Genomic DNA, 21,845 nt, shown 5'->3' on the forward strand with positions numbered 1-21,845 from the left:
TCAAGCTGTAAGCCCCAAGCTGGCCGCTGCATCCTTCGCATTTGGGGTTGGCGCCTCACTGCCGGGCGCGCTGAGTGGTTTTCGCTTGTCGCTTGCAGCTATTACTGCCGCAGGCCGCGCTGCTCGATGAAATACTCGAACGTCTCCGCCGAGGTCTTTTGCAGCTGATAGCCAAACTCCTCCTTCAGCCGCCGGTTGCTTAGCACCGGGCGATAGCGCAGGAAGTTGATCTGCTCCGGGCCGGTGGGTTTGCCGAGCCATTTGGCAACCTGCAGGGCGCTTTTCAGCAGCCAGGGAGAAACCGTCAGCAGCGGCTTGTTCAGTCGCTGGGCGATCTCGCGCATGGTCAGGGCGCCGTCGCCGGCCATGTTGAAGATGCCTTGGCGGTCACCACGAATACCCATTTCCACTGCGGCCAGCACGTCCTGATCCCAGATGAACACGAACGGCGAGTCGCTGCCCTTTATGGCCAGCACCCGCTTGGCTTCGAACAGGTTGGTGATCTGGTTGCGGGTCTCGCTGCCGAGCACGGTGCCCGGCCGGAAGATCAGCTGGCGCAGTCGTGGATGCTGATGACGATAGAGCGCCAGCGTCTCCTCGATCTGCCGTTTGTGATCGGAGTAGGCGAACTCACGGTTGCCGCGGATGTCATCTTGCTCGTCAATCCAGCTTGGATTGTCGGCGTAGTAGCCGTAGGCCGCGCCGGAACTGGTGACGGTCAGATGCTGCACCCCAGCCTCCACACAGGCTTTGAGCACGTTGCGGGTGCCGTTGACGTCAATGTCGAAGTCGCGATCACGGTCTTTCGAGGCCTGCAGGATGGACGCCAGATGCACCACGTGGGTGATCTGTTCGCGCTTGAGCAGGTCAACCAGGCTGGCGTCGCGGATGTCCATGACCTGAATCGGAAAATCCAGATCGTCACGGCCACGAATGTCGGTGCCGATAACGAAGAAGTCCTTGGCCAGACGGTTGCCCAGCTGGTGACCGATATAGCCGGCGGCGCCGGTGATCAGAATGCGTTTGCTCATGGTTACAGGCCCTGCGTTACGCCGCGGCGCGCGGCGTCTTGTTGTTCTTGTTTTTCCCGTTGCTCGACGCGGCGGCTCTGGTGCGCCCACAGCTGCGACAGGGTCAGCCCGGAGACCAGATGCCAGACGCCCCAGAAGGCAGTGATCAGCATCATGCCGCCGGCGTCGGGGAAGAAGGTGAAGAGAATCACCAACCCCAGACCGGAGTTCTGGATACCCACTTCCATGGTCACGGCGCGGCGATCGGCCAGCGGCAGGCGCAGCAGCCGCGCCATGCCGTAACCCAGGCTCAGCGCCAGCAGGTTGTGGGCAACCACCAGCCAGAAGAAGCTGTGGAAGCGCGCGATAAACAGGTCGAAGTTGTTGGTAAAGGCGATGGCGACAAAGCCGAGGAACACCAGCAGGGAGATCACCCGCAGCGGTTTTTCACTGCGCGTTACCAGCGCCGGCCAGCGCTTGCCGCTGAACATGCCGAGCAGCAGCGGCAGGGCCAGCACCAGCAGCACGATGACCAGAATGCCCGCCGGATCGAGGCTGATCTGGGTCAGATACTCGCGGGTGTGCGGGTTGAGCCAGCCATAGAAGGCAAAGTTGAGCGGCGTCAGCACCGTCGCGGCCAGACTGGAAACCGCCGTCATGCTGACGGAAACGGCGACATTGCCGCGGCTCAGCCAGGTCATGACGTTGGAGAAGCTGCCGCCTGGGCAGGAGGCGACCAGAATCATCCCCAGCGCCAGTTCCGGGTCGATGTTCAGCAGCCAGGTGAACAGACAGGTGGCGGCCGGCAGCAGCAGAAACTGTGCAATCAGTCCAGCCACCGGCGCGACCGGCGCCTTGATGATGCGCTTGAAGTCATCCAGCGTCAGGCTCAGCGATACGCCGAACATCATGCAGGCCATGATCAGGTTGAGGGTGATCAGGCTGGCCGGGTCGAATTGGATCGGCAGCGCGCCGCTCATGTCGCCGGCACCGGCTGCGGTGCGGCCTGCTCAAGACCGGCCTCCAGCTCGGCAATGTGCTGGTTCAGGGCCTGCAGGTATGCGTCCTTGTTGACGTAGTAGGCCATGCGCGCGAGCTTGATGTAGTCGTAACCGCCATCCAGATTGGTGCTGGCCTGCTGCCGCTTGGTGGCGGCAAAGCTGGCTGCCTGGGCACTGCCCTGACGGTGCTGGTGAATATACAGCGCGGTCAGCCGGGCCTGCAGGTTGCGGCCTTCCCAGCCGAGACCGGCGGCCTCGATCATGCCCATCATGAACAGGTTGTCGTACTCGGGGTGGAAGACGTTCAGGTAGAGCTGTGGCGCATCCAGCGTGGCCGGCCAGTTCAGGTGCTCGCGCCCGATGAAGGGGTAATCCAGCTGATACCCGGTAGCCAGCAGAATCAGGTCGTATTCGGCGCTTTCGCCGTCAACAAAATCGACCCGGTTGCCGTCCATGCTGCGAATGTCGCGGCGGGCGTGGATGTCGCCATGCCCCAGGTGATGCAGGATCAGCGAGTTGACCACCGGGTGCGACTCGTACATGCGGTAGTCCGGATCGGGCAGCCCGTAGTCCGAGGGCTTGCCCATGATGAAGCGGATCAGGGCGGCGTCGATTTTCTGCTTCACTGGGCGTGGCAGCTTGAACTTGCGGCCGGCGCTGAGGGTATCGGTTGGCTTGCCCTTGATGAACTTGGGCAGGAAGTAATAGCCACGGCGCAGGCTCATATCAACTGATTTGGCGTGGTGCACCGCATCGACCGCGATGTCGGCGCCGGAGTTGCCGCAGCCGACGATCAGCACCCGCTTGCCCTTGAATACCTCGGCGCTGCGGTACTCGGCCGAGTGCATGATCTGGCCGTCGAAGTGGCCCGGCAGGGTCGGCCGGTTGGGCGTGTGCAGGGTGCCGTTGGCGATCAGCAGGCCCTCGAAGCGGCGGCTTTGCTGTTCGCCGTCGCGCTCGGTGACGATGGTCCAGTACATACCGTCGCGGGTCACGCTCAGCACCCGGGTGTTGAATTCGTAATGACGGTACAGATCAAAGTGCTTGGCGTAGGCTTGGAAGTAGCGCTTCATCTCGCTGTGATGCGGGTACAGCGCGACGCTGTCTTCCATCGGGAATTCGGCGAACTCGGTCATCCGCTTGGAAGAGATCAGGTGCGCGCTGTCGTACATGGTGCTGTGCGGGTTGTCGATGTCCCACAGCCCGCCAACGTCGCTGTGCAGCTCAAGGCCGATGAAGGGAATGTCCAGCTTCTGCAGGTTGCGGGCAGTGGCCAGACCCATAGGGCCGGCGCCGATGACAGCGTACATGGGGATACCTCAACTTGTTTTTGTCGTTGTTATGAGCCCTGCCCGTCACCTGTTACATCCGGGCGGTGGCAGGGTTATGATCACGAGTCTAGCCAAACGCCCTGCGGCGGTATCGGACAAAACGGGACAGGAATCCGGCAATTCAAGCCATGTCGAGCGTCGATCACAGCGTTACTCCCCTCTATGCCCAGGCGCTGCTGCAGTCGGCCCAGCGGCAGGGGATTGCCCTGCCCGCCGAGCTGGTTGCGCGGCTGCAGGGCAACGAGCGTATCCCGCTGGCGGTGCAGGATGAGCTGTGGGATTGCTACTGTAAGCTGGCTGCCGACCCGCTGGCCGGTCTGCGGCTGGGGCTGGACATTCAGGTCGGCCATCTCGACAGTGCCGGCATGCTGCTGGTGACCTGCGAGACCCTCGGCGAAGCGCTTGCCGAGCAGGTTGAGTACGCACCGCTGATCGGCGCGGGTGGTGAGTTTCAACTGCTGCGCGACGGCGAGGAAATGGCCATCGACTACCTGCCGCAGCTCAAGGTGCGGCAGGCCGAACGGGTCGAGGCGGTGCTGGCCGGCCAACTGAATCTGACCCGCTGGGCGACCGGTGGCCGATTCACCCCGAGCGGCATCTGGCTGGCCCACGCCCCGCTGGCGCCGCTGGCGGACTACCGCGCCCTGATCGACGTGCCCCTGTACTTCGAGGCCGGTTTCAACCGCATCACCTTCCCTGCCGATCAGCTTGAGCTGCCACAGATTCAGGCCAACAGCGCGCTGCGTGATCACCTGCGCCAGCTCGCCGACCAGACCCTCGCCAGCCTCGGTCAGCACAGCCTTGCCGCCGAGGTACAGGCGCAGGTGCGCAGCCAGCCGCGCTGGGGCAAGGAGCGGATTGCCGAACAACTCGGGCTGAGCGGTCGCCACCTCAACCGCAAGCTCGCTGAGGAAGGCCTTTCGTTCAAGACGCTGCGCGAATCGGTACTGCAGGAAATGGCCTGCCAGGCCTTGCAGCAGGGGCGCCTGAGCGTCGCGCAGATTGCCGAGCAGTTGGGCTTCTCCGACGAGAACGCCTTTGTCCGTGCCTTCCGCCGCTGGCAGGGTGCGACGCCGGCGCGCTACAAGGCGGGGCGTTAGCGCAGCGACATACCCGGCCTGATCGCTCTGCCGGGTGGTCGTGGCTGGCGTCTTGCTGGCTTGCCTTTAATTTCTGCTGGCGTATGGTAGGGCTCTCATCCTTGTTCTGACCTTCTGACTGGAGCCGTGCGCGTGTCCTTCGCTGTCAGCGCCCAAGCTGTTGCCTTCCTGATCTGAGCCGGGGCGGTTCGTCCGCACCCGGCTGCCGGTACCTGTTCCCTTCCCTTTTGCTGGAGACTGCAGACATGACGTCTGTTGCTGTTGGCGCCTATCCGCGCCTGCGTGCGCTGCTGCGTCAGCGTGGCGCCTGGTATCTGACTGGCCCGCAGGAGCTGGCCACCGTAATTGGTCGGCTGGAGCGGCTTGAGCGCGAGCCCTGCGCCGAACTGGCGCGCCCGGGCAGCCGCCTGTTGCTGCTGGACCTGCACAGTCAGAGTCTGTTCAACCTGCGTCTTGCCGAGCGCAGCCGAGGCGCCGATGAGGTGTCGATTTTTTCCCCGCTTGGTGCGCGCCTGCTGGGAGCGCGGGTCGGTGAGCAGGTGAAGCTGGACGGCTATGGCAGTGGCTGGCGCCTGCTGCTGGTGCAGGTTCAGCCGGGCTGATGCTGACCTCGGTTTTCTGCGCAGGTGCTCTACGGTCAGCCGGATGGCTCCGGCTGACACTGCCGGGCGTGCTATTTGCCGCCAGATGACGCGAACTGACAAGCGGCCGGCCGGCGCAGCGACCATGATGTGAGCAACGATAATGACATGAGTGTGCCTGCGCCCTGATGTGCGAACGGGAGTATGCATGCCTCCCTTTCCGCAGCGCAGATCGCTCTGGTCGTTGATCGTTTTTCCTGTCTGCTGCCCGCCCGTGTGATGGCGCGACGGGCAAGGTGCGTTATCCGAACAGACTCTGACAAGAAGAAAAGGGAGCACTCACATGCAACATTCACGTCCGTTGAGGCACTGGGCTCGTGCTGCGCTCTGCGCAGTGACGCTCGGCGCCGCCTCCATGGCCAACGCCGCCGACAAGCCGAACATCCTGATCATCATGGGGGATGACATCGGCATTACCAATATCAGCAGTTACAGCCACGGCCTGATGGGGTATCAGACCCCGAACATTGACCGGCTGGCCAACGAAGGCATGATGTTCACCGACTACTACGGCGAGCAGAGCTGCACCGCCGGCCGCTCGGCCTTTATTACCGGGCAGCATCCGGTACGCACCGGCCTGACCAAGGTCGGTGTACCGGGCGCGCCGGTCGGCATTCAGCCGGAAGATCCGACCCTGGCCGAGCTGCTCAAACCGCTCGGTTACGCGACTGGCCAGTTCGGTAAGAACCACTTGGGTGATCGCAACGAGTTCCTGCCGACCGAGCACGGCTTTGACGAGTTCTTCGGCAACCTCTATCACCTGAATGCCGAGGAAGGTCCGGAAGATCCGGACTGGACCACTGATCCGACAATCGACAAGCTGTTGCGCCCGCGCGGTGTGATTCGCAGCAGCGCCGACGGCAAGGTCGAAGACCTCGGCCCACTGACCCGCGAGCGGATGGAGACCATTGACCGTGAATTCCTGCAAGCTTCGATGGACTTTATCGATCGCTCGGTGAAGGCCGACAAGCCGTTCTTTGTCTGGTTCAACTCCACCCGCATGCACTACTACACCCACCTGTCACCGGACTCCGCCGGTTTGTCTGGACAGGATTTCTACAACGACGGCATGGTCGAGCATGACGGACAGGTTGGCGAACTGCTCAAGCAGCTTGACGATCTGGGCATCGCCGACAACACCATCGTGCTCTACACCACCGACAATGGGGTGCACTATAACCAGTGGCCGGACGCCGGTATTACGCCGTTCCGTGGCGAGAAAAATACCAACTGGGAAGGCGGTTTCCGCGTTCCTGCGGTGGTTCGCTGGCCGGGGCATATCGCCGAGGACGTGGTCTCCAACCACATCATGTCGCACCAGGACTGGGTTCCGACGCTGATGGCCGCGGCTGGTGTGCCGGACGTCAAGGAGCAGCTGCTGACCGGCTACCGGGCTGGCGCCAAGCAGTTCAAGGTGCACCTTGACGGTTTCAACTTCCTGCCGTATCTGCAGGGTGAAAGCGAAACCTCGCCGCGCAACCAGTTCTACTACTTCAGCGATGATGGCAAGTTCCTCGCCATCCGTGATGGTGACTGGAAGGTGGTGTTCCAGGAGCAGCGGTCGCGTCGTTTCGACGTCTGGCGCGACCCTTTCGTCGAATTGCGTATTCCCAAGGTGTTCAACCTGCGGCGTGACCCGTTTGAGCGCGCTGATACCGATTCCAACAGCTACAACGTCTGGTGGGACAAGAAAGTCGCCGTGGTAGGTGGGCCGGCGATGATTCGTGTGCAGCAGTTCCTGAGCACCTTCCAGGAATTCCCTCCGCGTCAACGTCCGGCCAGCTTCACCATCGATCAGATGATGGAGAAGTTCATGAACATGCAGCAGCAGTAAAGGCTGCATTTGCGGTCAGCGACGCCCGGGCCCTGTGCCCGGGCGTTGTCGTTTCAGGGGTTGAGACGCCAGTCGGCGGCGCTCTGCCCGGTGGCTTTGGCTGGTGACATATGCAGGCGCCGCAGCGCCCGCCGCAGGTCGTCTGGCTGCCAGTCACTCGCCGTGCCGTAGCAGGCGGCCTGCAGCGCGGCAACAGGCGCAGCCAACTGTTCAAGGATGTCGGCGCGCTGCGACGCCGGCAGGCTCGCCAGCCAGCGCTGCAGTGCATGAAGGACGGCCGTTGGCTGGCCGCGACCTAAGTCCCGCATCAGCGCGCGCTTGCGTTGCCAACGGGTGCCTTGAGCCGAGCAGACCAGTGCGTTGGCGAGCAGCGCGATGACCGCTGCAATCAGCGCCAGATGTTGCCAGGCGCTGACCGTCGGCGCCGTTGTTGCGGCTGGCGCGCCAACCTGCAGACGCCGTGCCGGCAGACTCAACTGCAATAGCTGGCCGTTGCGGGTGTCGCGCCACTGCAGGGTCAGCGCCGGGATTTCCAGCGTACCGCTTTCGAGCAGCAGATAGCGTACGTCTTCTTCACGCACGTAGCGCTGGATAACCCGCTCGCCCTGCTGGTCCAGCCGCGGCGGGCTGCGATAGATCCGCGTGCCGGGCACCGGGGCCTGCGGCAGCTCAGGCGGGAGCAGGGTTCCGACGTCATCCAGCTCGATGCGCAGGCGGCGCAGCAGAATGTCGCCAACCTGCCACTCACTGCGCACCGGGGTGTAGCTCTCGGTCAGCCGCAGCTGCGCGGGTAGTGATGAATCCGCCTGCGCCGGACCAGCGTTGACGACAAAGTGCAGTGCGGGCAGCTTGAGTGTCTGTTCGCGTGGCTGGCGCTGTTCGTCAGCGTAGCGCACGGTGATCTGGCCCGGCTGCAGCTGATAGTCGCCGGGTGGCAGTGGTGCAAAGTGGTAGGTGCGCTCTATGCCGGCCCAGCTGTGGCCGTCGATGCGGGGGCTGAGGTTGCGGCTGGCCTCGGGGGCGGCCTGGTGGTGTTCGTCCAGCTGCAGGATCGGGAACTGCGGGGCGGCAAGGAAGTAGCTCGGGACCAGTAGCTGCAGTTGCAGCTCCAGCCCCTGTCCGCTGTGCAGGCCTGCGTCGGCGTTGCTCTGCCATTGCAGCCGTGGCTCGGCGGCCAGCGCGGGCAGCGTCAGCAGCAGTAGGCCGAGTAGCAGATAGGGCTTCATGGTGACGGCTCCGCTGGTGCCAGCTGCATCAGCATGCGCCGTTTGAGATAGCCAGCCGGGCTGGCCTTGAGGTTGTCCAGCCAAAGTTCGGTCTGCTGCTCTCGGCTCTGCTGCTCGGTCGCCGCACCGTTGCGCTTGCGCTCCAGATCGTAGCGGATTTCATCCGGGTCCATGTCTCCGTCCTTGCCCTGCTGCTGCCGCTGCACGGCGATCAGCAGCAGGGCGCGCTCCAGGTTGTCCTGCGCCTCCTGCCATTGTGGCCGCTGGGCCAATGCCAGCTGGTAACGCTCGACGGCCTCACCGTAGCGCTGTTTGCAGCTGAGGGCGTTACCCTGGTTGTAGTAGTCCTCGGCGCTGATGCCCTGCTCGAAGGCGGCCAGTGCGGCCTCGCAGTCACCGGCGCGGTACAGCGCGACGCCGCGCCAGCGTGGATCGCTGAACAGCGCTGCGGCTTCGCTGTAGTTACCCTGGCGATACAGCTGCATGGCCTGTTGCTGTTCGCTGCGCCAGAGCCGCCACAGCTCCAGCTCGGCGGCCTCGCCGTGACTGGGTAACAACAACGGCAACAATATCAGCGCCGGGGCGACGCGACGCAGGCGCAGTAGCAGTAGCACCGCGATTGGCCAGAGCAGCCACCAGCCACGGTCATGCCAGCGGCTGTCGGGATCGGCCTGCCGGGCCAGCCGCTGACTGGCGTCGAGGGCGCGTAGCAGGGCCGGCAGATCACTGTCATCGTCACGCATCTTGATCACCGGAGAGTCGAGCCGGGCGGCCAGTTCGCTGCTGTCGCCGCCGGCGTCCCAGAGCAGACTGTGGCTGGCGGCCAGCGCAGCCTCTGCGCCGGATTCCACATCGGCGGTGACCAGCAGGCGCAGGTAGGGTTGCTCGGCACTGGCCTGCAGCTGGTCCATCTGCTCCAGCACCGCAGCGGTGTTGCGACCGAGGCGGGGCATCAGGTCGGTACTCAGGCTGTCGAGGTAGAGCGTGAACAGTGCCGCATCGTCGGTGGGCGGTAGCAATAGATGCGCACTGCCGGCATAGGCGAGCAGTGCGTGACGGGCGCCGGGACGCTGGGCGAGCAGGTCGTGGATCTTCAATCTGGCGCGCTCAAGCCGTGATACGCCGCGCTCGCGCTGATTCATGTCGGTGCTCAGGTTGAGTGCGATCAGCAACGGCGCATGGCGCTCGGCAAAGGGCGGCGCTTCGCGGTCCCAGGTCGGGCCGGCAGCTGCCAGGCAGGCCAGCAACAATATGCTGACCAGTGCCGCGCTGCTGCCGCTACTGCGCCCGCCGGGGACCAGCAAAAACGGCAGCAGTTGCGGCGCAATCAGCCGCTGCCAGCTGGCTTTTAAGCGGGTGCGGCGCAGCCACCAGCCGAGCAGCAGCAAGGGCGGCAGCGCGAGCAGCCAGAGCGGACGCAGAAAGTGCAGCGGCAGCCAGTCGATCATGCCGCCCTCCGTGGTAACGGCAGACTCAGCAGCAGGCGCAGCAGCAGCACTGCAATCATCGCGGCCAGCGGATACCAGTACAACGGCGTACGCGGCTGGAATTCGAGCCGTTGCTGCAGTTGCGGGGTCAGCCGGTCGAGCGCGTCGAAGGCGGCCGCCAGCTCGCGCTGGTTGCTGGCGTGCAGGTAGCGCCCGCCGGTAATAGCGGCAATGCGCTGCAGCTGTTCGGCATCGAGCCGTTGCTCGCCCTCGGCGTTGGGGTCACCGAAGCCGATGCTGTGGATAACAATGCCTTGATCGCGGGCGACCAGCGCGGCGTCGTCCGGTGACTTGCGGCTGCTGGTATCGCTGCCGTCGCTGAGCAGGATCATCACCCGCTCCGGGCTCTGGCTCTGCCGAAACAGACGAATGGCCAGGCCGATGCTGTCGCCCAGTGCGGTACGCGGCCCGGCAATGCCCGGCTGCAGCTCGGCCAGCAGCTGGCGCAGGGTGGCGTGATCCTGGGTGAAAGTGGTCTGGGTGTAGGGCTGATCGCCGAATACCAGTAGGCCGAGACGGTCGCTGGCGCGGCGCTGAACAAAGTCATCGACCACCTGCTGCACCGCCTGCAGCCGGGTGCGTCCGTCGCTGGTGTCGGTGTTCGCCATCGACATCGACGCATCTACCGCCAGTAACAGGTCACGCAGCGGCTGTTGCTTGACCAGCGGCGGTTCCAGCCGGCTGGGGGCGGCCAGTGCCAGCACCAGCAGGCACCAGGCCAGTGCTTCCAGCAGGGTTGCCAGCAGTCCGGCGCTGCTGCCGGCGGCGTTGGCCGGGGTCAGCCCAAGCGGGCCTGCCAGTTGGTGGAAGAAAGGCAGTCGCAGCGCGTCCTGGCGTTGTCGGGTGCCGGGCAGCCAGCGTTGTAGCAGCCAGGGCAGCGGCAACAACAGCAGCAACCAGGGCAGGTCAAGGACGTACATGGTGTTGAATCCAGTAGCGGCTGTGCTCGAACAGCCGGACGCGAGCCTGCTCACTGAGGCTGGTGCAGCGTTCGGTGGGCCAATAGGCCAGCGCGCCCAGTTCAGCAGGCAGCGGGCGGTCGCTCTGCTGCTCCAGCCGCTGCAGCCAGGCGTCGCCGTGCAGGCTGGCGACGTGCTCGCGCGGCCAGATCTGCAGCGCGGTGTGGCGCAGCAGTCGGGGGAGTTGCTGGAGTTGTTCGGGGTGTTGCCTGCAGCTGGCCTGCAACCGGTCGAGCTGGCGCAGGGCCTGCCGGCGGTAGGCGTTCTGCCGGTAGCGCTGGTAGCGGCGCAGCAGCAGCCATAGCGCGACCATCGCCAGCAGGATCAGCATGGTGCTGGCTGCGGGGGCCGGTGGCCAGGGCGAAATCGGCGGTGGCAGGGCCACATCGTGCAATGGCGGGATGACCAGATCAGCCATGCTCGCCTCCGAGCAGCGCGCGCAGCTGGTCCGCAGCGGGCTCCGCCGCCGACAACGGCAGCACCGGAATGCGCAGCCCGGCCGGCCAGTCGAGAATCTGCTGCTGGCGCTGCCGGTGCAGGCGCTGCAAGGTCTCGCGTTGGCTGCTGCTGTCCAGGTTCAGGCGCATCTGCAGATCGCCGTCGCTGGCCAGCAGTTCACCGCCGCTCGGCAGCTCGATCAGCAGCGGGTCCTGGGTCCAGCACAGCAGCAGATCGTTGTGTCGCCGCAGCGCTGCCAGCAGGTCGTGGGTTTCGTCGTTCAGGCCGTTGAAATCGCTGATCAGGATCAGCAGGTGATCCTTGCCAGCCAGTCGGCGGGTGCGTTCGAGCATGGCGTTGAGCGCCTGCGGGTTGTCGCCGTGGTGACGTGCATGGAGTTGCTGGTTGAGGTCGCACAGACGGCCGAGCAGGTGCATGAAGGCGCGGTTGCCGCGCGCGGGCCGCAGTTCCTCGATGGTTTCATCGTTGAATAGCAACGCGCCGACCCGGTCATGGCGCTGCAGCGCGGCCCAACCGAACAGCGCGGCGGCTTCGGCGGCCAGTACCGACTTGGTCGTCCGGCGGCTGCCGAAGAACTGGTTCATGCGCTGGTCGACCAGTAGCAGCACCGGCTGGTCGCGTTCCTCGCTGTACAGCCGCAGAAATGGCCGGCGCAGCCTGGCGGTCACCTTCCAGTCGATTAATCGGGCGTCGTCACCGGGCCAGTAGGGGCGCAGCTCCTCGAACGACAGGCCGCGACCGCGCAGCCGGGTTTCATGGCGGCCCGAGAGTACACTGGCCGCCACCTGACGGGCGTGCAGCGGCAGCCCCCGGGCCTGCTCGCGCAGCGCACTGAGTTGTTCCAGGTCGACGTAGGCGGCCGACGACGGCTGCATGGTCAGGCGACAGCCACCAACTGCAGCAACCGCTGCAGCAGCGCATCGGCGGTCATGCCACCTGCTTGCGCTCGGTAGGACAGAATCAGTCGGTGGCGCAGTACCGGCAGCACCGCCTGCTGCACGTCTTCGGGCAGCACGAAGTCGCCACCGCGCAGCCAGGCGCGGGCACGGGCAACCCGATCCAGCGCGATGGCGCCACGCGGGCTGGCGCCGACTTCGACCTGCCCGGCCAGCGCTGGATCGAAGCGTTCGGGTTGGCGGGTGGCGCGCACCAGATCGACGATGTACTGCTCAATGGCCGGGCTGACGTGAATCCGGTCAACCTCGTGGCGAGCGGCCAGCACGGTCGCCTGCGCCATTTTCGGCTGCTCGGCCGGGCTGCCGCGGTCGTGTTCACCGCGCACCAGCTGCAGCATCGCCAGTTCGGACTGTTCGTCCGGATAGTCAACCGTCAGGTGCATGAGAAAGCGGTCGAGTTGGGCTTCGGGTAACGGGTAGGTACCTTCCTGTTCGACCGGATTCTGGGTCGCCATGACCAGAAACAGCTCCGGCAGCGGGTGGCGCTGCCCGGCAACCGTGACCTGGCGCTCTTCCATCGCTTCCAGCAGCGCGGACTGAACCTTGGCCGGGGCACGGTTGATCTCGTCGGCGAGTACCAGATTGGCGAACAACGGGCCAGGACGAAAGGTCAGGTGACCTTGCCCCAGCTCGCCGAGGTATTGCTCGGCGCCGGTGATGTCCGAGGGCAGCAGGTCCGGGGTGAACTGCAGGCGGACGAAGTCGGCCTCAAGGGAGTGGCCGAGCTGCTTGATGGCGCGGGTTTTGGCCAGGCCGGGCAGCCCTTCGACCAGCAGATGGCCGTCAGCGAGCAGCGCCAGCTGCAGCCCCTCGATCAACGCCTGTTGACCGAGAATGCCATGAGCCAGCTGCACACCAAGTTGTTGGAATTGTTCTAGGTTGTCCATTCAGGACTCCAGGGTGCATGTCTGTCACGATCCTAGAGCGCTGACGAAAATGTTGCATGGCTTTTTATGACAATCTGCTATCTGTCGCTGCCATTGTGCTGTTGGCTCAATATCCGGACTGAATGACCTCAATGCCCTTGGCCAACACTTCACGCCAGGCCTGGCGGGTCTCCATGCTGGCTTGCCCGTCGTGCTGTTCAACCGTGTTGATCAGGGCATCGACCCAGTAGTTGTACAGGTGCGGCTGGATGTCGAGGTTTTCGCGCGAATGCGATTTTGCCAGCGCCTGCAGCTTGGTGGGCGGCAGCCCGCGGGCGAACAGCACCAGGTTGAGGATGCCCTGGCGCAGCAGCAGTTTCTGCGCCGGCATGTCGGTATTGGTGAATTTGGCACGGACTTCCGGTGAGCTCTGCAGGAACTGCTGGTAGAAGTCATCGAAAAAAGTGGCCGAGGCGCAGCAGCGGCCGTAGCTCTGCATGACAATGTCAGGGGCGTTCATGGTGCTCCTTCAGGTGCGGCGGGGTGACGCGGGGGCGTAAGTCTACCAGCTTGGCGAGCTTTGCTCGCTGCTGGCGTTTTGACCTCGCGCCGCTCTGTGACGCGGGTTACAGTCCGTCGGCCGGCCCCGGCACCCGTGCTGAAAAGTCAATCCGCCTAAAGTTGGAAGCGCTCCATCTGCTGACGCAGACTGACTGCCAGCTGGGCCAGCGCCTGACAATCGGCCTGACAGGCGCGTACTTCGTTGGCGGTGGCGTGGGCGAGGTCGGCGATACTCTGCGCGTTGCGGGTGACCTCTTCGGTGACGCTGGACTGCTCCTCGGTAGCGGTGGCGACCTGGTGGTTGATGTCGCTGATCTGTTCCACCTGGCCGGCAATGGTCTGCAGCGACTCACCGGCCGTGCGGCTGGCTTCCACCCCGCTGGCGGTCGCGTCCTGCCCGGCGCGCATGGCGCTAACCGCCTGCTCGGCGCGACTCTTGAGCGACTCGATCATCTGCTGGATTTCGTCGGTCGAGGCCTGGGTGCGGCTGGCCAGGGTGCGCACCTCGTCGGCGACCACGGCAAAGCCGCGGCCCGACTCCCCTGCCCGCGCCGCTTCAATGGCGGCGTTCAGCGCCAGCAGATTGGTCTGCTCGGAAACGCTGCGAATCACCGTCAGCACCCGGTCGATGGAGGTGACCTGGTCGGCCAGTTCGATCACTGAGTCGGCGGCGCGGCCAATGTCGGCGGACATGCGCTCGATCGCCTCGATTGAGCGACCAACCACGGCCCTGCCCTCGACCGCTTCGGCCTGCGCGGCGCTGGAGCTGTGCGCAGCGCTGTTGGCATTGCGCGCGATCTCCTGCACGGTCAGACCCATTTCGTGGGCAGCGGTAGCGACCAGGTCGGTCATTTCGTGCTGGCGCCCGGCGCGCTCGGCAGTGTTGTCGATTACCTGTGTCACCTGGGTTACGGCGCTGCTCAGCTGACGACTGGTGGTAAGCACATCGCTGATCAGCTGGCGCTGACTGGCGACGAAGGCGTTGAAGCCGCGGGCCAACTCGCCCAGTTCGTCGTCACGCTTGTCATCCAGCCGTGCGTTCAGGTCGCCGCCGCCGGCCGAGATCGCCGCGAGTGCTTGCGACACCCGACGCAGTGGTTGCACCAGGCCGCGTACCAGCAGCGCCATCAGCGCCAGTGCGAGCAGTCCCACGGCACCTGCGATCAGGCTGGTGCGCAGCAGCGCGGCGCGGGCTTCGGCGTAGATTTCGTCTTCCGGCACCAGACTGACGAGGGTCAGACCAAGCCGTTGCAGCGGTTGCGCGTTGGCCAGCCAGGCTTCGCCATCACGCTGAAAGTGCACCGCGTCGCTACCGGCCACACGCAGTGCGCTAGCGGCCTCCGGGCTGGTCAGGTCACTGAGGCTGCGGCTGTCGTTGAAGCTGGCGTTGGGGTGGACCTTGACCTGCTGATCGGCGCCGACCAAGAAGACCACGCCGCGCTCACCAAACTGAAAGCCGCCGATCAGCTCCGACAGGCTCTGCAGGCTGTAGCCCAGACCGGCGACGCCAAGGGTCTTGTCCTTGAGGGCAATACGCTGATTGATGAACAGCGTCGGCAGGCCCGAGGTCTTGTCGGTGTCAATTGAGGCGACCTGATCCTGGTCGCCGTCGACCAATGCATAAAACCAGCGGTCTGCCGGGTTGTTGCGGTCGAGTACCCGGACTTGGCCCTGCTCGGAGTAGAAGTTGCCGCTTTCCAGCACGGCGATGCTGGTGGTGAGTGCGTTCTGCTGCTGCTTGACGCCATCCAGATAGCGGGCGAAGGCACTCATCCGGATCGGGTTCTCGCCATAGGCCAGCCAGTCCTGCACCAGGCTGTTGCCAGCGATGGCCTCGGTCGCCGAAATCGGTCCGGCCAGGGTGCGTTCCAGGTCGTTGCGAATGGCGCTGACCTGCGCGGGCAATGCCTGATTGATCAGATAGCGCTCGGTCATCTGCCGTAGCACCGAGGAGTAGATCAGCACCACAATCAGGGTGGTGACGCCCAGCGCGGCGCCCATACTGATGATCAGCTGCCATTGAATACTGCGTTTCCAAAGGGTCACAGGCTTACTCTCGACAAAGCCTGACCGTCGCCGCAGGTGCTAGGGAAGCACTGATCAATTCCACACGCCCTCTGCGAGTGCTCAAGCATGCAGATGCAAGGCGCGATGTGCGGCCAATAGTGGTTCTATTGGCAAGCAGCGCAACGCAGTAGATGCATGCTTGAGCGCTCGCCCTACGGGGCGTTCAGGCTTGGCCGCACTCTGCGTTGTGATTTCTCGACAGGTCCAGACATGCCTTCGAAACCACGCCTTGATTGCAGCCCAGCCTGAACGCCAGAGGGCATGTGGAATTGATCAGTGCTTCCCTAGGCCTGCGGATGGGCAACGGTCAGGGGGAGGTAGAGGGGCTGCGGTGGCAGATGAGCCGGGAGAGTCGCCTGCAGCCCCGATAATCAGTCTTTCCAGAAGTCTTCATGGACGCGGATGGATTCTTCCTCCAGCAGCGGGCCGATTACCTCGACGCTGCGCTGGCCTGACTCGAATACCGTACGGCATGGCAGATCCAGCGTCGGGTTTTCCGGATGGTTGCCGGTCATGTCCTTGAGGCGCTTTTCGCTGGCGCCGTAGACCACCCGGCCAACGCCGGCCCAGTAGACCGCGCCGGAGCACATGGCACAGGGTTCGGCGCTGGTGTACATGGTGCAGCCAGCCAGCACCTCGGGGCTGTAGGTGGTATTGGCGCGGGTCATCAGCACCCGTTCGGCGTGGCCGGTCATGTCGTGATCGGGCAGAAAGGCGTTCAGCTGCTCCATCAGCACGTTGCCGTCGGCGTCGACCAGAATGGCGGCGAACGGGTGGATGCCTTGTTTGCCGGCTTCTTCGGCCAGGCGGAAGCTTTCACGCAGAAAATGAATATCGCGTTCGGTATGACTCACGGGGGGTGTCCTTGCTTGTATCTTGAAGGCCGGCGGCGCAGGCACCGCCGGCTGTTATCACTTCTTCTTCGGCAGGCTCCAGGCGAAGAAAATCTGTTGGGTCCACTGCACCGACTTGAACAGCAACAGGCTGACGGCGGCGAGGAAGAACAGTCCGGCAAAGGCCTGCGGAATCTTGAAGAACGAGGTCGAGAACTGGATGAAGTAACCGAGCCCTTCTTCGGCGGCGACAAACTCCGCCACCACCGCGCCGATGATCGCCAGGGTGATCGCCACCTTGAGACCGCTGAAAATGTGCGGGATCGCATAGGGAATGCGGATCTGCCAGGTTTCCCGGCGGGTCGGTGCGTCCAGCGAGCGGCTCAGTTCGATCAGTTCGGCCGGCGTCTCGTTGATCCCGGTGGCGGTCGAGACCACCAGCGGAAAGAAGGTCAGCAGGCAGGTGATCAGCACCCGTGACGGATCGTCCGAGCCCATCATGACGATGATCAGCGGCGCCACTGCGACCACCGGGGTGGATTGCACTACCACCAGCATCGGATACAGGGTGCGCGAGAGCAGCTCCGAGCGCATCATCGCGATGGCCAGCGGAATGCTGATCACGATCGACAGGGCAAAGCCCATCAGCGCCACCCGCAGGGTCGCCCACAGGTGCATCATCCAGCGGCTGAATTCGACGTCGAAGAACGCCTTGGCGATCTCGCTCGGTGCCGGCAGCACGTAGGTCGGCAGCTCGAAGACGCGGCAGACCAGTTCCCAAAGCACGATCAGGCCGACAAAGAACAGCCACGGCGACAGGTTCAACAGCAGCGCGCGACGCGCGGCGGCGTCAGTGGGCATCTGGCTCATAGATGTGTTTCCTTATGCGGTCAGTCAGCTCACTGAAGCGGGGCAATTTGATGGTATTCGCGCTGCGCGGACGGGGCAGGTCGACCTCGATCAGATCGAGCACGCTGCCCGGCCGCTTGCTCATCACCAGCACGCGGTCGGCGAGCAGCACCGCCTCGGAGATCGAGTGGGTGATAAACAGCACGGTTTTCGGATTTTCGTCCCATATTTTCAGCAGATCGAAGCCGATCTGCTCGCGGGTCATTGCATCCAGTGCCGAGAACGGTTCGTCCATCAGCAGAATATCGGGGTTGAGCAGCAGCGCGCGGACAATGCCGACCCGCTGCTGCATACCGCCGGACAGTTCGTCCGGCATCTTGTCGGCGAAGGCCTCCAGACCGGCCATCGCCAGCAGTTCGTTGGCGCGCTTCTCGTCCTGGGGCGAGTAGCGACCAAACTTGTGCTTGAGCGGGAACAGCACATTCTTGCGAACAGTCAGCCACGGCAGCAGGGTCGGCTTTTGAAACACGATGCCAACGTCGTCACGGGGGCCGTCTACCTGCTTGCCGAAGACGCTGACTGTGCCTTCGCTTGGAACCAGCAGACCCGACACCATGCGCAGCAAGGTGGACTTGCCGCAACCGGAGGGGCCTACGACCGCCACAAACTCGTGGCGGTTGATGTCGAGGTCGATGTTTTGCACCGCCATCGGACTGCCGGGGGTCGGGTCATAGCGATGACCGACCCCTGACATCCGCACGAAAGCGCGTTCGCTAGTGTGCTCCATGGTTACTCCGCTACAGGCATGAAGTCGCGGTTGACGATGGTTTCCGGATCCAGCGAGTCAACACTCAGCTCGTTGGCCTTGGCGACCCACTCCCAGGTGGAAGCGATGCGCTCGGGGGTCATGGTGCCCAGACCGTCGGCTTCGCTGATCTCGTTGAAGGTCAGCGGCATGGAGTCGGCGATCTGCGCGGTGGCAACCGCGGCGTCGACTTCCGGCACCATGGTGTGCAGATCGGCGGCAGCCAGTTCCGGGTGCTCGTGGGTGAAGCGCAGGGACTTGTCATAGGCGCGCATGAAGCGCTTGGCAACGTCCGGGCGCTCGGTCAGGAACTTGTCTGCAGCAACAACGGCGGAGCTGTACAGCGACAGGCCGGCATCCGACCAGCGGATCACGTTTATGTCCTTGCCGGCGGCAGCGGCCTGCTGCTTGAACAGCGCGATGTTGGTGACCCAGGCGATGATCGCGTCGGTGTTGCCGGTGACCAGCATCGGACCCAGGGCACCCGGGTCGGACTTGGTCAGGCTGACCGAATCGGCGGGCATGCTGTTGGCTTCCAGCACCAGCGGCAGAAATGCGTTGGAGGAGGTGAACGGCGAGGTTGCGACCTTCTTGCCAGCGATGTCGGTGAAGCTGTTGATGCCGCTGTCGGACAGCGCGAAGAAGGCGTGCGGGCCCTGGTTGAAGATCATGTAGACGGCGCTGACCGGCACGGTGTCCTGCGCGCGGGCGGCCATCAGGGCGCCGATATCGGCGCTGCCGATGTCAGCCTGGCCGGTGGCGATCTTGGTGATGGCATCAGTGGAGCCGCGACCACTGGCAACGGTGACTTCCAGCCCTTCGTCGGCGAAGAAGCCTTGCTGGATACCGGCGTAGACCGGAGCCTTGTCGCCCCCCGGCAGCCAGTCCAGTTGGTAGGTAACCTTGTCGGCTGCAGCGGCGAACCCGCTGGCAGACATGGCGATGACCATCGCCAGAACGCCGGACGCTTTTTTCAACATGAGTCATTCTCCAGAGTGATGTGCTTGGCTTTTTATCCTGACCAGTTGGGCAGGTTTTATTTCTATTCAGCAAGTTGCGGGCCAGCTTTCGGAAATGTCGGAAATTGGCTGAAAACCCCGTATTTTCAGGGTCTTATTGCTCTGTCACGGGCTTGGCCGGCGGTGCACCTGAATTCCTGACCAGGGCGCCGCGCGTTTTTGGTGCGGCGTGAACCAGTCTCGTGCGTTCTCAGCCGGACGGGTCCGGGGCGACCTTGCGGCTGCGCAGGGCAAGGCGGCGATCTGCCAGGCCCACGATCAGAATGCCCAGTGCGATCAGCGCAAAGCCGGTCAGGTCGCTTGGTGTGGGTACCTCATGCAGGAACCAGGCAGCCGAGAGCATGCCGACTGCCGGTACCGAGGCCGAGCTGAGTGACAGGCTGACCGCGGGCAGGGAGCGAATCGCTGCCACCTGCGCCGCAACGCAGATGCCGGAGGCAATCGGCCCGCTGAAAATCAGCATCCAGATGAAGTCCGGCTGCCAGTCGATCTGCCCCGGGTCTTCTACCAGTAACGCCAGCGGCAATAGCGCCAACACCGAGGTCAGCAATTGCCAGGGGATCAGCGACAGCACGTCGCCCTGCCAGTGATGCCGGCGCACATGAATCAGCCCGGCGGTCCAGAGGATGGTGCCGAGCATGATCAAGCCGCCGCCGATAAACACCTCGTGGTTGCTCCAGTCGATGCTCAAGGGGTTGAACACGGTCAGCAGGCCGGCCAGCCCCAGGCCGACGCCGATGGCGCGCGGCAGGGTAAAGCGCTCACCGAGAAACAGCGCTGCCGCCGGCACCACCCAGATCGGCGTGGTATAGGCCAGAATCGCCGCTCGCCCCGCCGGCAGGTATTGCACGCCGAGGGTCACCAGAGTGATGAAGGCCATGTTCTGCAACACGCCGACCGACAGCAGCACCGGCAGGTCGGCCCGTCGAGGCAGGCGCAACACACCGAGCGCGGCGGCGATGATGAACATCGCCACCGTGCCCAGCGCCATGCGCATGCAGGTGAACAGCATCGGCGGGCTGTTGGCCAGCCCAAGCTTGAGGATCGGAAAATTCAGCCCCCAGCCGAGGGCGTTGAAGCACAGCAGCAGGTAGCCCAGGCCGAAGGCGTAGCTGTGGCCGCCGGTGTGCCCGGCGGCCGGTGACCGCGCCACCTCAGTGCTCCACTTCGAGGGCGCTTTCGTGCCAGTTGCGCAGCGCGCGGTCGGACAGCCAGACCATCAGCGCAAACAGCGCGATGCCGGTCAGGGTAATCAGCAGCAGCGCGGCGAACATCCGCGGAATCTGCAGGTTGTAGCCTGATTGCAGGATCATGTAGGCCAGCCCGGCCTTGGCCCCGCCGGTACCGGCAACGAACTCGGCGACGACCGCACCGATCAGCGCCAGCCCCGAGCTGATGCGCAGGCCGCCGAAGAAGTACGGCAGCGCGCCCGGAATGCGCAGACGGGTCAGCTCCTGCCAGCGGCTGGTGCGGTACATGCGGAACATGCTGAGCAGGTTGGGATCAACGCTGCGCAGGCCCAGAGTCGTGTTGGAGATGATCGGGAAGATGGCAATGATCACCGAGCAGACCGTCAGCGCCCAGGTGGTGTCGTCCACCCAGATGATGATCAGCGGCGCAATCGCCACCACCGGCGTTACCTGCAACAGCACCGCGTAGGGGAACAGGCTCAGCTCAATCCATTTGCTTTGCACGAACAGCAGTGATGCCGCGACACCCAGCACCACGGCGATGGCGAACGCCAGGAAGGTCACCTTGAGGGTGATGAAGAGCGCGCCGAGCAGCGGCCTCCAGTCACTGATCAGGGCTTTGAAGATCTCCGCCGGCCCCGGCAGGATGTACTTGGGCATTTCCAGCGCCTGCACGGCGATTTCCCAGAACAGCAGAAACAGCACGCCAACAGCGAGCGGCGCGGCGACCTTGACGAAGGTCTCGTTGTGGATCAGCGGCGTGCTCATGCCTTGATCTCCTGTGGCTGACCCATCGCGCTGGCGCGTTCCAGCGCCTGCGACACCTGACGGCAGTAGCCGGCAAATTCGGTCGAGACGCGGAAGTCGGCACTGCGCGGAAAGGGTTGATCGATGCTGATGTCGTCGACGATGCGGCCAGGGCGAGCGGCCATCACCACCACCCGGCTGGACAGATAGACCGCCTCGTAGACGCTGTGGGTAACGAAGACGATGGTCCAACCGTTTTTCTGCCAGAGCTTGAGCACGTCGTCGTTGAGCTTGTTGCGGGTCATCTCATCAAGCGCGCCGAAGGGTTCGTCCATCAGCAGCAGGTTGGGTTCGGTGACCATGGCGCGGGCAATCGAGGCACGCATCTGCATGCCGCCGGACAGCTCCCGCGGGAAGGCATTGTCGAAGCCCTTGAGGCCGACCATTTCGAGCGCGTCGTCAATCTTGCGCTCCACGTCTGCGCCGCTCTGGTGCTCCAGGTCCAGCGGCAGGCGTACATTGTTGCGCACCCGTGCCCAGGGCATCAGGGTCGCGTTCTGAAACACGAAGGCCAGCTTGCGGCCCTTGTCGCCAACTACATCAATGCCCTGTTCCCAGAACCTGACGGTGCCGGTGGTTACCTCACCAAGGCCGGCCATAATCCGCAGCAGGGTGCTCTTGCCGCAACCTGAGGGGCCGAGCAGGCTGACGAATTCGCCCTGGCGGACAGTCAGGTCCGCCCCTTTCAGGGCAACGGTGCCGTTGGCGTAAATCTTGTTGACGCCTTCGACCTGCAGTACCGGGCGTGAGCTGGTGCTGCCGTCGCTGTTGTCCGCGTCGGCCATCGGCTCCGTTTGGGGGCCGGGCTTGATAGGCGTCACTCTTGAGGAAGTCATGCGGGTCT

Annotated in this window: 21 protein-coding genes; 3 read left to right on the plus strand and 18 right to left on the minus strand. The window is 64.2% G+C overall.

Translation table 11 applies throughout. From position 1 onward, the window contains the following. Positions 1 to 101: 101 nt before the first annotated feature. Genes C1949_RS01965 through C1949_RS01975 form a run of 3 tightly spaced genes read right to left on the minus strand, consistent with a single transcriptional unit; the run spans position 102 to position 3,321 of the window. Positions 102 to 1,031 (minus strand): SDR family oxidoreductase, encoded by a 930-nt coding sequence (locus C1949_RS01965; RefSeq protein ID WP_104736777.1) that lies wholly within the window; start codon positions 1,029 to 1,031, stop codon positions 102 to 104. A gap of 2 nt (positions 1,032 to 1,033) precedes the next feature. Continuing rightward, the gene (locus tag C1949_RS01970) at positions 1,034 to 1,990 is read right to left on the minus strand and encodes a bile acid:sodium symporter family protein (protein ID WP_104736778.1); all 957 of its coding nucleotides are present in this window, start codon (positions 1,988 to 1,990) and stop codon (positions 1,034 to 1,036) included. Continuing rightward, entirely contained in the window at positions 1,987 to 3,321 is a 1,335-nt protein-coding gene (locus C1949_RS01975; RefSeq protein ID WP_104736779.1) for a flavin-containing monooxygenase, read from the minus strand. The genes C1949_RS01970 and C1949_RS01975 overlap by 4 nt, the downstream gene beginning before the upstream one ends. Positions 3,322 to 3,470: 149 nt before the next feature. Here C1949_RS01975 and C1949_RS01980 point away from each other — a divergent pair, with 149 nt between their 5' ends. The 3 genes from C1949_RS01980 (at position 3,471) to C1949_RS01990 (ending at position 6,917) form a co-directional block, all read left to right on the plus strand. Next, positions 3,471 to 4,442 carry an AraC family transcriptional regulator gene (locus C1949_RS01980; protein ID WP_104736780.1) on the plus strand — a complete coding sequence of 324 codons (972 nt, stop codon included), beginning with the start codon at positions 3,471 to 3,473 and terminating at the stop codon, positions 4,440 to 4,442. 245 nt (positions 4,443 to 4,687) lie between these two features. Next, complete coding sequence (locus C1949_RS01985; protein ID WP_104736781.1) at positions 4,688 to 5,044, plus strand: hypothetical protein; 357 nt, start codon at positions 4,688 to 4,690, stop codon at positions 5,042 to 5,044. 322 nt (positions 5,045 to 5,366) lie between these two features. Continuing rightward, complete coding sequence (locus tag C1949_RS01990; protein ID WP_104736782.1) at positions 5,367 to 6,917, plus strand: arylsulfatase; 1,551 nt, start codon at positions 5,367 to 5,369, stop codon at positions 6,915 to 6,917. Between the two features lie 53 nt (positions 6,918 to 6,970). Here the strand turns inward: C1949_RS01990 and C1949_RS01995 are convergent, their stop codons facing one another. The 15 genes from C1949_RS01995 to C1949_RS02065 form a co-directional block, all read right to left on the minus strand. After that, positions 6,971 to 8,143: a BatD family protein gene (locus C1949_RS01995; protein WP_104736783.1), complete on the minus strand. Its 1,173-nt coding sequence runs from the start codon at positions 8,141 to 8,143 to the stop codon at positions 6,971 to 6,973. After that, entirely contained in the window at positions 8,140 to 9,591 is a 1,452-nt protein-coding gene (locus tag C1949_RS02000; RefSeq protein WP_104736784.1) for a VWA domain-containing protein, read from the minus strand. Before C1949_RS02000 ends, C1949_RS01995 begins: the two co-directional genes overlap by 4 nt. After that, positions 9,588 to 10,550 (minus strand): VWA domain-containing protein, encoded by a 963-nt coding sequence (locus tag C1949_RS02005; RefSeq protein ID WP_104736785.1) that lies wholly within the window; start codon positions 10,548 to 10,550, stop codon positions 9,588 to 9,590. Before C1949_RS02005 ends, C1949_RS02000 begins: the two co-directional genes overlap by 4 nt. Next, positions 10,537 to 11,007 (minus strand): DUF4381 domain-containing protein, encoded by a 471-nt coding sequence (locus C1949_RS02010; protein WP_104736786.1) that lies wholly within the window; start codon positions 11,005 to 11,007, stop codon positions 10,537 to 10,539. Before C1949_RS02010 ends, C1949_RS02005 begins: the two co-directional genes overlap by 14 nt. Next, positions 11,000 to 11,923 carry a DUF58 domain-containing protein gene (locus C1949_RS02015; protein ID WP_104736787.1) on the minus strand — a complete coding sequence of 308 codons (924 nt, stop codon included), beginning with the start codon at positions 11,921 to 11,923 and terminating at the stop codon, positions 11,000 to 11,002. Before C1949_RS02015 ends, C1949_RS02010 begins: the two co-directional genes overlap by 8 nt. Before the next feature lie 2 nt (positions 11,924 to 11,925). Continuing rightward, a complete protein-coding gene (locus tag C1949_RS02020) occupies positions 11,926 to 12,891 on the minus strand; it encodes an AAA family ATPase (protein ID WP_104736788.1) in 966 nt (321 codons plus the stop codon). 106 nt (positions 12,892 to 12,997) lie between these two features. Next, the gene (locus C1949_RS02025; protein ID WP_104736789.1) at positions 12,998 to 13,390 is read right to left on the minus strand and encodes a globin; all 393 of its coding nucleotides are present in this window, start codon (positions 13,388 to 13,390) and stop codon (positions 12,998 to 13,000) included. A gap of 155 nt (positions 13,391 to 13,545) precedes the next feature. Continuing rightward, the gene (locus C1949_RS02030; protein ID WP_104736790.1) at positions 13,546 to 15,477 is read right to left on the minus strand and encodes a methyl-accepting chemotaxis protein; all 1,932 of its coding nucleotides are present in this window, start codon (positions 15,475 to 15,477) and stop codon (positions 13,546 to 13,548) included. A 392-nt stretch (positions 15,478 to 15,869) separates the two neighbouring features. After that, complete coding sequence (locus C1949_RS02035) at positions 15,870 to 16,352, minus strand: nucleoside deaminase (RefSeq protein ID WP_104736791.1); 483 nt, start codon at positions 16,350 to 16,352, stop codon at positions 15,870 to 15,872. 57 nt (positions 16,353 to 16,409) lie between these two features. Next, positions 16,410 to 17,192, minus strand: a complete 783-nt coding sequence (locus C1949_RS02040; RefSeq protein WP_373289783.1) for an ABC transporter permease — start codon at positions 17,190 to 17,192, stop codon at positions 16,410 to 16,412. Next, positions 17,182 to 17,967 (minus strand): ABC transporter ATP-binding protein, encoded by a 786-nt coding sequence (locus C1949_RS02045; RefSeq protein WP_104736793.1) that lies wholly within the window; start codon positions 17,965 to 17,967, stop codon positions 17,182 to 17,184. The genes C1949_RS02040 and C1949_RS02045 overlap by 11 nt, the downstream gene beginning before the upstream one ends. A gap of 2 nt (positions 17,968 to 17,969) precedes the next feature. Beyond that, the gene (locus C1949_RS02050; RefSeq protein ID WP_088277753.1) at positions 17,970 to 18,965 is read right to left on the minus strand and encodes an ABC transporter substrate-binding protein; all 996 of its coding nucleotides are present in this window, start codon (positions 18,963 to 18,965) and stop codon (positions 17,970 to 17,972) included. A 229-nt stretch (positions 18,966 to 19,194) separates the two neighbouring features. Then, on the minus strand, positions 19,195 to 20,157 hold the full coding sequence (locus tag C1949_RS02055; protein WP_104736794.1) for a DMT family transporter: 963 nt from the start codon (positions 20,155 to 20,157) through the stop codon (positions 19,195 to 19,197). A 1-nt stretch (position 20,158) separates the two neighbouring features. After that, positions 20,159 to 20,962: an ABC transporter permease gene (locus C1949_RS02060; protein WP_104736795.1), complete on the minus strand. Its 804-nt coding sequence runs from the start codon at positions 20,960 to 20,962 to the stop codon at positions 20,159 to 20,161. Then, positions 20,959 to 21,837, minus strand: a complete 879-nt coding sequence (locus tag C1949_RS02065; protein ID WP_229744308.1) for an ABC transporter ATP-binding protein — start codon at positions 21,835 to 21,837, stop codon at positions 20,959 to 20,961. Before C1949_RS02065 ends, C1949_RS02060 begins: the two co-directional genes overlap by 4 nt. Positions 21,838 to 21,845: the final 8 nt, after the last annotated feature.

Source organism: Halopseudomonas oceani (assembly GCF_002903165.1).
Taxonomy (GTDB): Bacteria; Pseudomonadota; Gammaproteobacteria; order Pseudomonadales; family Pseudomonadaceae; genus Halopseudomonas; species Halopseudomonas oceani.